The sequence below is a fragment of the Undibacterium sp. Di27W genome, from assembly GCF_049340345.1.
Taxonomy (GTDB): domain Bacteria; phylum Pseudomonadota; class Gammaproteobacteria; order Burkholderiales; family Burkholderiaceae_D; genus Undibacterium.
In genome coordinates, this window is sequence record NZ_JBMPOS010000023.1 from 1 (window position 1) to 13,063 (window position 13,063).

Sequence of the window (13,063 nt, forward strand, 5' to 3'; positions counted from 1 at the left end):
GTAAGGCATGCCGCCAGCGTTCAATCTGAGCCAGGATCAAACTCTTCAGTTTAATCTCTGTTTTTCGACAATTTCTTGTCTATGTCACATACGTGACATGTCGCTCACTCAAAATACTGACAGTTCAATGATCCATCTCTGAATCATCGTCTTGCTTTGTTATTTCTTGTGAACACTTGCTATATTATTTAAGCATGCCATTCAACCTAGATCGAATGGTGCGCTTCACCAAGTGCCCACATTTATTGACTGTTAATTGTTAAAGAACCGTATTCTTTTCTACTTAACCGGACTACTTATTCATCCAGTTTTGCGTCGCAGCGTTGTGTGCGTCAGCAGCAGAGAAACGAGATTATGGAGCATTTCGCTTTTACTGTCAACACCTTGATTTCACTTCGTTTTATTTCGCTCTTTCAAGCGTACAAAACTGTTGTTCGGTGTTCACAGCTGCCCGTTTATTCCGCAATTTATTCAATCGCTCATTTCTCGGGCCTGGCTACTTTTACTTCTCTTCTCACCCGCCTTTCAGCGGGAGGCGAACTATAGCAAACTACTGTCCTTATCCGCAAGGCTTTATCGGTAATTATTTACTTCGTTTGTTGAAAGGCTAATAAAGGCAAAAACTAAAGGGTGCGCTGCGCGCACCCTTTGCATTCTCATATTTATATATGTCTGTGAGCAAGTATCGCGGCTTATCGACGGACGACGCTGGGCTCCTGCCCGGTAGCCTCCTGCCTGCGCAGGAGCAAAAGATTTGAGCGGGTCTATATTAATGACATCTCGCTCATCGGCCAGAAACATGCTCACCGTCACTAATTACACTAAAAAGCTTGTTAGCTTTCACGCCGGATATAACGCGCCCAGGATGCGCCCGCCTGCTGCGCCGGTGACATCCGCCAGATTACCTGGCAGGCGCAGACAAAATCTTTGTGCCAGCCAGGCGAAAGCCAGGGCCTCTACCTGTTCTGGGGCGATGCCCAGTATGGCAGTGCTATTGACCAGGGCATTGCATGACTGGAGAGATAGCAAAGCTTGCAAGCGCTGCATGAGCTGGTGATTGTAAGCACCGCCGCCGCAGACATAGACATGGGAAGCATCACTTGCATGGCTGACAATCTCATTTGCCAATGTCAGTGCGGTGAATTCGCACAAGGTTGCCTGCACATCGACGGGACGAACTGCGGCAAAACCCAGTAGCTTGCTCTGTAGCCAGGCCGGATGAAACAGGTCGCGGCCTGTGCTTTTTGGTGGAGAGAGCTGCAAATACGCTTCATCCATCAGACTGGTCAGCAATGCAGGGATGACATTACCCTGTGCCGCCCAGTCGCCATTGGCATCATAAGTCTTGCCCTGGTGTTGCTGCATCCAGGCGTCCATCAGGACATTGCCCGGGCCGGTATCAAAACCACGGGTACTGCCATCTGCGGCCAAAACGCTGATATTGCTGATGCCGCCGATATTGACGACGACACTGGAAGCGCCTGCACGACCAAACACAGCGCGATGGAAGGCAGGCACCAGGGGTGCGCCCTGGCCACCTGCAGCGACATCACGGCTGCGAAAATCAGCGATGACATCGATGCCTGTCAACTCTGCCAGCAAGGAGGGATTATTGGTCTGGCGGGTATAGCCCAGTTCCGGCCTGTGCCTGATGGTTTGTCCATGCACACCTATGGCATGCACGACTTGCACTTCTGCAAGCGCCTGTAATTTTTTGACGCAGGAAGCATAGATTTTGACCAGAGCATTTGCCAGCAATGCCTCATGATGCAATTCATTCTCACTGACTTGCTGCAGGCGCATGACTTGCTGACGCAGCTCAGCATCAAACGGGATGTAAGCACTGCTCAGTACCTGCATGCCAGCACCCGCCTCATTGTCAGGGTCAGGCAGGCTCACCATGACGCCATCAACACCATCGAGGCTGGTGCCGGACATCATGCCTATATATATATTGTTTGTATTGTTTTTGTCGTGCTGCATGCTCATGCGTATCCCGCCTGCCATATCGTTGACCTTAATCAGCAAGAGTATAGAAGAGTCAGCCTGATATTACAGGGACTTGCAGAAAATTCTATTGGCGATGTCCTCACCTTCCATATGGAAGGTGGTCGCGCCTATGTCGGCATAACCAGCCAGTGGATAAAAGTGTCGCGCCCTGTCATTGCCGACCCAGGTGGTCAGCCAGACCTGCTGTACGCCCAGTTCACGCAGATGCGCTTCAGCCTCAGTCAACAGTTGGCGAGCGATGCCGCGGCCAAAAAAAGCCGGATGTATATAGAGATGATCGAGTTCAGCCTGATGCTCTGCGGTTACCTGGACATGACGCTTGCCCTGCGAGGTTTGGCAATAGCCAACCAGATGGCCATTGGTTTCTGCCAGCAGGATATGGGTATGCGCTTGTGCGAGATAGGCTGCCGTGCGCGCCACTGTCAATTCAGACAGGACATAGTCAGCGATGGCTTGCCTGACGCCTTGTTTGACATAAGTATCAAGCCAGACTTGCAGTATTAAAACGGTCAAGGCAGAGACATCTGCTGTCTCTGCCTTGCGTATGATTACTTTACCTGCAGTCAAATTACTTAAAAATTAAGAGCGCTTGGCCAGGCGCATGACTTCTGCCATGCGTTCTGGGTGCAGGAGGTTGAATCTATGATTCATGTCGCCAGCAAAGCCTTTGAAACGCGACATTTCTGCAGTTGCCAATGGTGCAGCTTCGGTCATGTTGATGCTCATGGGGTCACGGGCTTCATTATTGACGCGGAACTCATAATGCAGATGCGGGCCAGTAGACCAGCCTGTCGTGCCTACATAACCAATCACATCACCCTGGCTAACCTTGCTGCCTTTGTGTATGCCAGCAGCAAAACGGCTCATATGGGCATAGGCAGTACTGTAGTTATTCCAGTGCTTGAGCACGACCAGGTTGCCATAGCCATTGCTTGGCGCTGCTGAATCAACCACACCATCAGCAGAGGCACGGATAGGTGTGCCAGTGGCAGCAGCAAAGTCGACGCCCTTATGGGCTTTCCAATGACCTGAAATAGGATGCACGCGCATGGAGAAGCCAGAGGATACGCGAGTAAATTCTATCGGTGACTTGAGGAAGGCTTTTTTGAGTGACTTGCCGTCAAAAGTGTAATAACCACCTTTACCGCCAGTTTCTTCAAACCAAGCAGCCTGGTACAACTTGCCAGAATTGCTGAATTCACCTGCCAGCACACGGCCAGTGCGGACGCGTTCACCGTTTTGCCAGAAGCTTTCGTAGACAATATTGAAATAGTCGCCCTTTTGCAGGCGCTGGTAATCAACATTGGTCTCGAACATGGACTTAACCTGTTCGGTGACGTTGTAAGGGATCATGGCATCATCGGCTGCCGGGTAGAAAGCGGTGCGGATATAGGCAGTTGCCATTTCTACACGCCTTTCCAGCTTGGCGCTGATATCGGAAGATGTCAGCTTGCCATTATTATCACGGCTGATGACGATGTTTCTGACTGGTTTGTCCGGGCCATCGGAGACCGTTGTTTGCAACCACAGGAGTTCACCTTCTTCATCCGTTTTGACTGCCACGGTTTTGTCAGCCCTGAATTGCAGGATACCGCGTGCAATACTGTCTGATTTGATGAACTGTGCTGCTTCATCGTCATCCACGCCTATGCGCTGCAAGAACGTGGCCAATTGCTCACTGCTCTTGAAGGTGGCTTCACGAATGAATTGCTGATCAACCGCTTCTAGTGCGGCGACCTGGGCATCGAGTGAAGGCAGGCTGAGTTCTTCTTTGATGCGCTTGACTGGCAAGTCAGATGCATCTGGTGCCAAAGGAGCAACACCAACTGCGCCAAATGCGCAAACTGCGAAGAAAAGTGCGGAGACGGAAACAATGCGCGTAGCGCGTGTGGTGCCAAACAACAGCCTGCCACCAGAGACTAATCGAAGTAATTTATCTGTTGGACGCATGCAATAAGTTAAAATTGACTGTTTTTATCGAAAATTCGAGATCGTTGCAGTGAGATGCACTTGCACATAAAATGCGCATGGTATCAAGACAGCAACACTAAAGTTTGGGATTATAAAACCAGGGAACTAGCAAGTAAATTGCTGACATCCGGTTTGAGTGATAATCCCTGCTAATTAACCAACACCCAGAATTTGGCAAACGCTGATTATGGATTCAGTTTTGGAATTCGACCAGCGGTGTTACAAAAAAATTGATCTATATTAATGATGACTTCTGAACATAATTCCAGCTCCTCTGAAAACACTGGCAATGCCAGCAAAATCCTGCCCTTGTCCGATGCAGTGCAACATGCACTGGCAGTCGCCAAACGCGGTGTTGATGAACTGCTCATTGAATCCGAGTTTGCCCAAAAACTGGCTCGCAGCGAACAAACTGGCAAGCCCCTGCGCATCAAGCTGGGCCTGGACCCGACTGCACCAGATTTGCACCTTGGTCACACTGTCGTGCTCAACAAGATGCGCCAGTTGCAAGATCTGGGCCATACCGTGATCTTTTTGATCGGCGATTTCACATCCATGATCGGTGACCCGTCTGGCCGCAATGCCACTCGCCCGCCACTGACGCGCGAACAAATCGAAGACAATGCCCAGACTTATTTCAAGCAGGCTGCTTTGGTGCTGGACGCCAGCAAAACCGAGATACGCTACAACTCTGAATGGTCAGACCCGCTAGGCGCACGCGGCATGATACAGCTGTCATCCAAGTACACCGTCGCCCGCATGATGGAGCGCGATGACTTCACCAAACGCTTCAAGGCGGGCACCCCGATTTCCGTGCATGAATTTTTATACCCGCTGATGCAGGGTTATGATTCTGTCGCCCTGAAATCTGATCTGGAACTTGGTGGCACTGACCAGAAATTCAATCTGCTGGTGGGTCGTGAACTGCAAAAAGATTATGGACAAGAGCCGCAATGTATTTTGACCATGCCTTTGCTGGAAGGCCTGGATGGCGTCGAGAAAATGTCGAAGTCCAAGAACAACTACATCGCCATCACTGAGCCGGCGAACACCATGTTCGCCAAGATCATGAGTATTTCTGACACCATGATGTGGCGTTACTACGAGCTGCTGTCTTTCTGTTCACTGGAACAGATCGCTGCCTACAAAAAAGCAGTCGCCGAAGGCCAGAACCCGCGTGATATCAAGGTGGCGATAGCACAGGAAATCGTGACGCGCTTCCATAACAGGCAAGCGGCGGAAGATGCGCTGGCGGATTTCGTCAATCGTTCCAAGGGTGGGATACCGGATGATGTGGAGGAAGTCACTATCAGTGGAGCACCTTTGAGCATAGGTCAGTTATTGAAACAAACTAATCTGTGCGCCTCGACGGGTGAAGGCATGCGCATGGTTGAGCAAGGTGGTGTGCGTATTGATTCTGTTGTTATCAGCGACAAGGGATTGAAAGTTGAAGCCGGTACATTTGTGGTCCAGGTTGGTCGTCGCAAGTTTGCGAAAGTGACCTTGACGGCTTGATGCTTATGCGTAGGTTGGGCTACGCTTCATCAGCCCAACACTGGGCCTCAAATGACTTGAACGTTATTCAAGCGCCGAGTGTTGGGCTGGTAAACCGTAGCCCAACCTACAATCCTGCACAGGCTACGAGATTTCGCCTGCCATCTCTTCACCCCCATCCCAAGCAACAAAACCAAACACATCCCCATGATCGCCCTACTCCAAAGAGTCACCGAAGCCAAAGTCGTCGTCGATGGCAATACCATAGGCGCCATCCATGCCGGCCTGATGGTCCTGGTTTGCGCCGAGCGCGAAGATACTGAAAAGCAAGCTGACGACCTGTTAAAAAAATTACTCGCTTACCGCGTATTCTCCGACGACGCTGGCAAGATGAACCGCAGCGTCACCGACGTACAAGGCGGCTTGCTCTTGGTGCCGCAATTCACGCTGGCGGCGGATACCAATTCCGGCACCCGCCCGTCTTTCACACCGGCAGCACCACCAGAGCTGGGCAGGCAATTATTCGATTACTTCGTCGCCCAGGCGCGCAGCAAACATGCGCAGGTAGAAACCGGCAGCTTTGGTGCTGACATGAAAGTCTCGCTGACCAATGATGGTCCGGTGACCTTCTGGCTAAAAACAAAATAAGAACAAAATAAACAAATGAAACCCACAGAAATTTTATTGATACGCCACGGCGAAACCGCCTGGAATGCAGAACGCCGTTTGCAAGGCCACCTCGACATCCCGCTGAATGCTGAAGGCACACGCCAGGCCAAGGCACTGGCCTGGGCTTTGCAAAATGAAAAGCTGCATGCAATAGTCTCCAGCGACTTGCAGCGCGCCGTGCAAACCGCCGGTGAAATCGCCCGCCTGCAAGGCGTCAGCACCCGCATAGATAAAGGTTTGCGTGAGCGCTGCTTTGGTGGTTTTGAAGGTAAGCTGTATAGCGAACTGCCCAGCCTCTATCGCAGGGAATACAATGCCTGGCAAGCACATGAACCAGATGCGCAATTCCCGCCGGGTGAAAATGAAGGTGAAACCATACGCCAGTTCCACAAGCGTGTGATGGAGCATGTGCTGCACTATGCAAAACAATTTGAAGGCAAGAAAATCGCCCTCGTCGCCCACGGCGGCGTACTCGAATGCGCCTACCGCGCCGCCAAGGATTTACCCCTGAATGCGCCACGCGAAGTGACCATCTACAACGCCAGCATCAATCGCTTTGAAGTGACGGGCAAAGAAATCAAGCTGGTGCAATGGGGAGATATTGCCCACCTGGATGCAGATGGGCTGGACGAGATTAATCAGAGCAAGGTCGAGAAGCATTGATGTCTTTGCGATGGCAATAACAGGCATTATCTGTCCGTTGAAAAACGCCACCGTGCTCCAGCCTGCGCTGGAGCGACCTTAAATTGCGCAGGCAGGAATACCGCGGCTTTCGTGGTACACAGTCAAAGCGATTGGCGAATAAAATATCATCAACAGGTATCAATAGCGTTCACGATGCTGGTACTTACTTTTTACTTCGTTAACTTTTCCAATTTTTCTTTGGCCCTGGAATTCGCATCCAGGTTCACAGCTTGCTGGTATGCCTCTTTCGCCTTGGCCTGCTCGCCAGCCGCCTGGTAGTAGTCACCCATACCTTCATAAGATAAAGGATTATTAGGATAATTCTTGACATTCAGCTCAAGGAAATCATGGGCATTCTTTAATTTTTTTTCATTTAAGAAATGCTGTCCCATCATATTCACAAAACTCAGCTTTGGAAATTGCTGATAACCCAAGCGCTGACTGACTTTTTCAAAATGCTGCTTTAGCTCCAGGGCGCCATCGACTTTTTCATCATATAAACGCTCTGTATCAGCTATCTTGTAAAAATCAAAAAGGAACTGCAAGGCATCGTACTCAGCGATGACAGGGATGGAACCGTGATTCTCTTCAGGGTAATATTTCCATTTCCAGTGGAAATTTTTTTGCGGCTGAGCATCCAGCATATCGGCTACTCTGAGCATGGCACGGATATGGGCACTGCCATTATCAGTTGCCGACCTTGCCTGATCAAATTGAAGACCGTTTTTTAGCGTATTCGCTACGGCTAGATAAAGCGATTTATTAGTCAAGCGTCCATCTTTAATAGCCGCTTCCATTTGCCTGGCAGTCAAGGCATTATCCCACCACAGACTCGGGTCTATCGCCAGGTAAGCATCAAATAGCTTCGTATGATGTAGCAAGGTTTGAAATACAGCCAGACCACCCAGGGAATGACCTACCATCACGCGATAAGGGGCAACGGGATACTTTGCGTTAATGTAAGGAATTAACTCTTTTTCCAGAAACGCAGAAAATGCTTCACCACCTCCAGAATTTTCCTGGATTTTTTCTGGTGCCATCACTGAGCCAGCCTTGGTTGGCGTCAATTCACGCGTGCGATTATTATGTGTTACAGCAACCAGGATCATCTCAGGACAAGGATAACCATCTCCCCGGCAGAGTCTTTCCATCAAACCCATCATGGAATGAAAATGGTCACTCCCATCCAGTAAATACACCACTGGGTAAACTGACTTTTCCGGTCCCCGGCCAGCCTTGGGCTTGGGAACATGCACCCAAATCTTTCTATCTTCATTCAAAACATTTGAATGTATGGTATCTATCGTGCCGACAATAATGTTTTCGCTTTTTTCTTCTGCATGGACCAGTCCTACCAAACTCAGCAAACTCAACAAAAAAACAAATATTCTGATGTGTATCATAACAAGCTCAACCTCATGAAATTAGTCAGGGAAGTTACAAGCACTTTTATAGTGCGGGAGCAAGATTGCATTATCAACAATTCCAAGTCAAGCAGATTTGAAGGTGCAAGACCTGCGGCAAGCAAAGATCGGAGGAAAAGCGAAGCCATACATAAGCTGATATACGTAGGACTGGAACGACAAATGACGTCGGTGGAATTTGAGGGTTTTGTCGAGAAGGATGATCAAGGTGATCAACAAATTTCTTGCTAACGATGGGCACCATTACGATAGAAAGCACTGCCGCCAAAACAACGACGGCATTTTTCAAAAATTTATCGTACTAAGTGTTGAGTAAGCGTAGCGAGCGTTTCAAGTTTAAGTTAAGAAGCGCCGTAGCTCAATCAGCACTTAGTATCTACATCTGCCTGAATTGAGATTGATAAGCCTGCGATACTGCCAGCCATTCATCACTGGCCTGCAGGCGCAAAGCCAGCCCGCCATCACTTCTTTGCACCGCATCTATCGCTGCCACATTGACGATATTGCTGCGCGATATCTGCCAGAATTTATCTGCATCAAGTTGCGCAGCCAGGTCTTTGATGGTGGTGCGTATGTGTGCTTCCAGTTTGGTGGTGATAACCTTGGTGTATTTAGCGTCTGCCCGAAAACACAATACATCGCTGACATTGATGAAGCGTATCTGGTTGCCGACGGAAGCCTGTATCCAGCGCAGAGCGTCTTGCGTTTTTTTGATGTGCAGGGCAGACAGGTCAGCCGGTTGCTGCGACAGGCGTTGCTTGAGTCTTTGCACGGCCAAAGCCAGGCGGCCTATATCGAGAGGCTTGAGCAGGTAATCCACTGCCCCCTGGTCAAAGGCATCGACAGCATAGTCATTATGCGCAGTCAGGAAGACGATGTGACAAGGGTGGCGAGCCAGGCGGGCGACATCAATCCCATTTAAACCCGGCATGCGTACATCCAGAAAAGCCAGGTCAGGCTGCAAATCAGCAATGGCCTGGGCAGCACGAATTCCATCATCGACCGTAGCCACCACATCCAGTTCCGGCCATAAAGACTGTAAGGCAGTATGCAGTTCTTGTCGCAAAATCGCTTCATCTTCGGCGATTAAAACACGCGGTCTTGTTACTGTTTGCAAGGTCATACCCACGCACTATCTTTCTCTTGATTGTCGAATCTGGCAGGCAGGATCAGCATAGCATTTACACCACCGTCATCCTGGGCCTGCAGGCGTAATTCTGCCTGTTCACCGAACAGGGCGAGCAATCTTTCCTGCACGTTCAGCAAACCCACGCCACTGCCCAGTTCTCCGTGAAAACCACGGCCATTATCTCTGACTTCTACCTGTAACTGCCCTGCTTCATTATGCGCAATGATATCTATGCGTACATCACCTGGCTGTGGCTCTATGCCATGCTTGATGGCGTTTTCCACCAGACTCATGACAGCCAGTGGCGGGATCAGGCAGGCGCGCGCATCATTTGCTGCCTGCACAGAAAACTGGAAGCGTGCGCCCAGGCGTATCTGGAAGATTTGCAGATAGGCGGCAGCCCTGTCCAGCTCTTGCCCCAGTGTGGTGGTACTCAGGCGCATGTCGGGCATGGCGGCACGCAGGTAGGCAATCAGGTGGTTCAGCATTTGTTCTGCCTGATTTGCATCCTGGTGTATCAGGACACGGGTGTTGGCGAGCGTATTGAATAAAAAATGTGGCTCTATCTGGCCCTGCAAGGCTGCCAATCTGGCTTCCAGCATTTGTCTCTCGACTTTGTGCTTGCTGGCTTCCGCCGCCAGACTGGCCTGAGTGCGGTGCCGAATTTCCAGGTCTATGGCGGCAGGCAAGACAGTGACGAAAATAAACACCAGGAGAATGGCAGGCAATAACCAGCTGGCATGTCCTGTGCTCATCACAGGCCAGAATGCAGCTTCCGCCTTGAGACCTGCAAACAATGCCAGCGCCACGGACAGCGCCAGAATAGTCCAGCGCTGGCTGGGATGTTTGAACCACAGTATTTTTTGCGACAGACATAAACCAGCTTGTGCCAGAGTATAGGTCAGCAGGATAGCCAGGCTATCTGCCAGCCAGGCTGAGCGGCTGGGGCCAAGGCTTGCATACACCAGCAAACCCAGCACCGCCAGCATGGGTAACAATGGCCACGCGTTCAATGTGCCTGACTTATTTATATCCGCATGAGTTATCGTCATGTCTGTACGCATCTTTCTTATTCCGAGAAATTCAGGTTTTTTATCGCTGCGTTTGCCTGACCGATGTTGACATCGTTGGCTATAGGCTTGCGCTCAGGTATGGAATTATTTGCGGTGGCTTCAGCAAAGGACAGGTCTTTTACCAGCAATTTCCCTTGTTTTCTGATACCTATCCCTAACTCCAGTTTTTGCGCATTGGCGCTCACTGGTGCCTGAACCCTCACCGCTTCCCAAGCGCCCCCTTTAGCTCCGCTAGAGGAGGTGATGCGAACACCGCCTTTGTCATCAGTAGTTCGGATCCAGAGTTCGTAGCGACCCAACTCATCCGTGTGGCGGGCGGATGCTTTTAAAACCATGTTTTTTCCACGATATGCACTTGCATCGACCACTTGTGTGATGGCGGCAAAATCATCATCAGTGCTTGTCTCTTTTGAGGCGATAAAGAAAGCCGGTTGCTCTTTACTCCCTTGCGACTCATCAATCCCACTTTCATAATGGGTGGCAATCGCACCATTGCCTGTCCAGCCTTTGGGGATGCCATTCTTGACCGCGCCTGCATAAGAGAAATTGACAGCAAATGCAACCAGGGGGGCGGCGATCAGGATTTTCCAGTGTTTCATCATCTTTACTCCATGTGGGTTGTTGATGATGTGCAATATACGGATAAACAAATTTGATTTCCTTCGCTTTGCGATTGAAGTCCCATCCACGCCGATAAATGGCGGAAATTTTCTGATGAATGGACGTGATAAAAAATAGTTTTATGCATGGCCTGCCAGAATGACACAAGTGAATTGACCATGGCATGGTAAATGGCGATACTGCCTGCTTTACCCAGCAATTGTGTAGTGCATCAAGCCTGCGCGTCCGTTTTGCTGGTCAGCCACTTTTAGCTGAAGGATAGTCCTGGTGCGAGTCTTCTATCAATTCGATTATGATGCACTACCCCGTAATGTCAAAAAGCATTTGGCCCGATCAGTCAAGAGCCCTGATTTTCTCGTGCATGGGCAAGTCACGGCCAATGCGCGCTGGTATTTTTTGCATGTGACACTCCTGGCAGTTTGCAGTTTCTTCATTTTCCTGACTGCGGCAGCTCATTTTGGTGATCCTATTAACGATATTGCATGGCATAAGACAGGTTTGATAACCTGGTATGCCATCTTGTTTTTTGGTGCGGTGTATGCAGGGCATGCGATCTGGCAGCGCATGCAATTAAGTGCCAAGTTTCGGTTCTTGCCAGGACATTATCTGTTCCCTCTGGCCCTGGTCGACATACGTAGCAATAAGATTGCCGTGCATGACCTGGCACAATTGCGCAAACTGGATGCCACGCATCATGAAAACAATGGGCGTTATAAAAAAACCGTTTTCTCTTTCAGTTTCAATGATGGTACCCGCAAAGACCTGGTCATCACGAACCTGAACCAGGCAGAAATCGCGCTGGAAAAATTCAATACCTACAAGACCAAGGCGAGGAATGCATTCCACGATCGTGACATCGCCAGTCTGTATGGCTTTGATCCTTTCCTGGATGTGCGTAAAAACAAGTGGCGAGAAGCCCTGGCGACTACCAGCCTGCCCAAGCGCATACTCACTCTGTTGATTGAGCTCAAAGTAGTATTGCTGATGCTGGCCATCCTGATTGCCGCCGTATTCTGGTATGGCAGGAATGCAGCCTCCGACAAGAAAATGTACTTGAATGCCAAGCAGTCGCAAACTGAAGCCGCGTATCTGGGTTACCTCGCCAACGGCAAATTCAAACTGGCTGAAATGCAGGCTGAATTGCCACGTGTGGTGTTCAACGAAGTGCAGAAAAAACACTCTGTCACGCTGTTGCGCCAGTTGAAGAGACGTTTCCCGCAATCAGATATCCTGCCCGACGTGGCAGAGGAAATTCATTTGCTGTATGACAGCGCCTTGCAAAAGTTCCGGGCGCAGGCAGTCAATTCGGATACAGGCATGATCAAGTCCATGGAGCAATTACTGAAGTTCGCCGAGGAACATGACAACCCGAATGTGGCGATCAGCTTTAACCGCCCTACAGAAAATGATTTGAGTCAGCTGGACATTTTCTTGAAACTCAAGGAAAACAAATTACGTGGCATGAAGATCATACCGGCAGCAAAATACTTTGCCGATAACAGTGCCGCCACCAGGGAAACCCGGATTGTCGATGGCATGCGCAGTGCATTCAGTTCCATCTTCCCCAATGATGTACTGGCTTTCAATGCCAATCCTGCGGCCAAAGACAATGTCCCCAGATTGCTGATCGCCTACCAGATAGAGCCCTCTGGCAAGGTGTACACATCAGACAAACAGGATGATGCCTTTGTCGGCTTGGTCATGCGCTTCAAGGCTGCCATCCTGGTACCCAATGCCAAAGATCGCTGGAAATTTGATCTGGAAGTAGAGCCGCCAGATTCTTTCAATGTTGATTACAAGACATCCAGTCGCGACGTGCTGCATCGCGCGCCTGAAGGCCAGGTCTATGCGGTGATGGCAGAGCGAGCCTTCGACAAGCTGGCAAACAAGATCAATGCCGCCTTCTTCAGGCCAGACAGCGCGGTATTCATGCGGCAGGTGAAAAACGGGCAGTGAATGACAGTCTAATGCAGGCAGATTGGGTGCAA

The 13,063-nt window shown here is 50.0% G+C and carries 11 protein-coding genes; 4 read left to right on the forward strand and 7 right to left on the reverse strand.

Features of this window, described 5'->3' with window-relative positions; translation table 11 throughout:
- Nucleotides 1-840: 840 nt before the first annotated feature.
- The 3 genes from ACO0LF_RS28930 to ACO0LF_RS28940 form a co-directional block, all read right to left on the reverse strand.
- Nucleotides 841-1,989, reverse strand: coding sequence for an anhydro-N-acetylmuramic acid kinase (locus ACO0LF_RS28930; protein WP_423020464.1), 1,149 nt, complete (start codon nt 1,987-1,989; stop codon nt 841-843).
- A gap of 63 nt (nt 1,990-2,052) precedes the next feature.
- The gene (locus ACO0LF_RS28935) at nt 2,053-2,523 is read right to left on the reverse strand and encodes a GNAT family N-acetyltransferase (protein ID WP_423020466.1); all 471 of its coding nucleotides are present in this window, start codon (nt 2,521-2,523) and stop codon (nt 2,053-2,055) included.
- Between the two features lie 66 nt (nt 2,524-2,589).
- Complete coding sequence (locus ACO0LF_RS28940; RefSeq protein WP_423020468.1) at nt 2,590-3,960, reverse strand: peptidoglycan DD-metalloendopeptidase family protein; 1,371 nt, start codon at nt 3,958-3,960, stop codon at nt 2,590-2,592.
- Between the two features lie 264 nt (nt 3,961-4,224).
- Between ACO0LF_RS28940 and tyrS the strand changes: the two genes are divergently transcribed.
- From tyrS to ACO0LF_RS28955, 3 genes are all read left to right on the forward strand, one after another.
- Nucleotides 4,225-5,496 carry a tyrosine--tRNA ligase gene (gene tyrS, locus ACO0LF_RS28945; RefSeq protein WP_423020470.1) on the forward strand — a complete coding sequence of 424 codons (1,272 nt, stop codon included), beginning with the start codon at nt 4,225-4,227 and terminating at the stop codon, nt 5,494-5,496.
- Between the two features lie 186 nt (nt 5,497-5,682).
- Complete coding sequence (dtd, locus tag ACO0LF_RS28950; protein ID WP_423008992.1) at nt 5,683-6,123, forward strand: D-aminoacyl-tRNA deacylase; 441 nt, start codon at nt 5,683-5,685, stop codon at nt 6,121-6,123.
- A gap of 15 nt (nt 6,124-6,138) precedes the next feature.
- Complete coding sequence (locus ACO0LF_RS28955; RefSeq protein WP_423020472.1) at nt 6,139-6,807, forward strand: histidine phosphatase family protein; 669 nt, start codon at nt 6,139-6,141, stop codon at nt 6,805-6,807.
- Between the two features lie 191 nt (nt 6,808-6,998).
- Here the strand turns inward: ACO0LF_RS28955 and ACO0LF_RS28960 are convergent, their stop codons facing one another.
- From ACO0LF_RS28960 to ACO0LF_RS28975, 4 genes are all read right to left on the reverse strand, one after another.
- Nucleotides 6,999-8,231 (reverse strand): alpha/beta hydrolase-fold protein, encoded by a 1,233-nt coding sequence (locus ACO0LF_RS28960; RefSeq protein ID WP_423020474.1) that lies wholly within the window; start codon nt 8,229-8,231, stop codon nt 6,999-7,001.
- A 397-nt stretch (nt 8,232-8,628) separates the two neighbouring features.
- A complete protein-coding gene (locus tag ACO0LF_RS28965) occupies nt 8,629-9,369 on the reverse strand; it encodes a LytR/AlgR family response regulator transcription factor (protein ID WP_423020476.1) in 741 nt (246 codons plus the stop codon).
- Nucleotides 9,370-9,371: 2 nt separating this feature from the next.
- Nucleotides 9,372-10,433 carry a sensor histidine kinase gene (locus ACO0LF_RS28970; protein WP_423020478.1) on the reverse strand — a complete coding sequence of 354 codons (1,062 nt, stop codon included), beginning with the start codon at nt 10,431-10,433 and terminating at the stop codon, nt 9,372-9,374.
- A gap of 17 nt (nt 10,434-10,450) precedes the next feature.
- Nucleotides 10,451-11,089 (reverse strand): hypothetical protein, encoded by a 639-nt coding sequence (locus ACO0LF_RS28975; protein WP_423020480.1) that lies wholly within the window; start codon nt 11,087-11,089, stop codon nt 10,451-10,453.
- A 253-nt stretch (nt 11,090-11,342) separates the two neighbouring features.
- On the opposite strand from ACO0LF_RS28975, the gene ACO0LF_RS28980 reads away from it, so the two are divergent.
- A complete protein-coding gene (locus ACO0LF_RS28980; protein ID WP_423020482.1) occupies nt 11,343-13,031 on the forward strand; it encodes a hypothetical protein in 1,689 nt (562 codons plus the stop codon).
- Nucleotides 13,032-13,063: the final 32 nt, after the last annotated feature.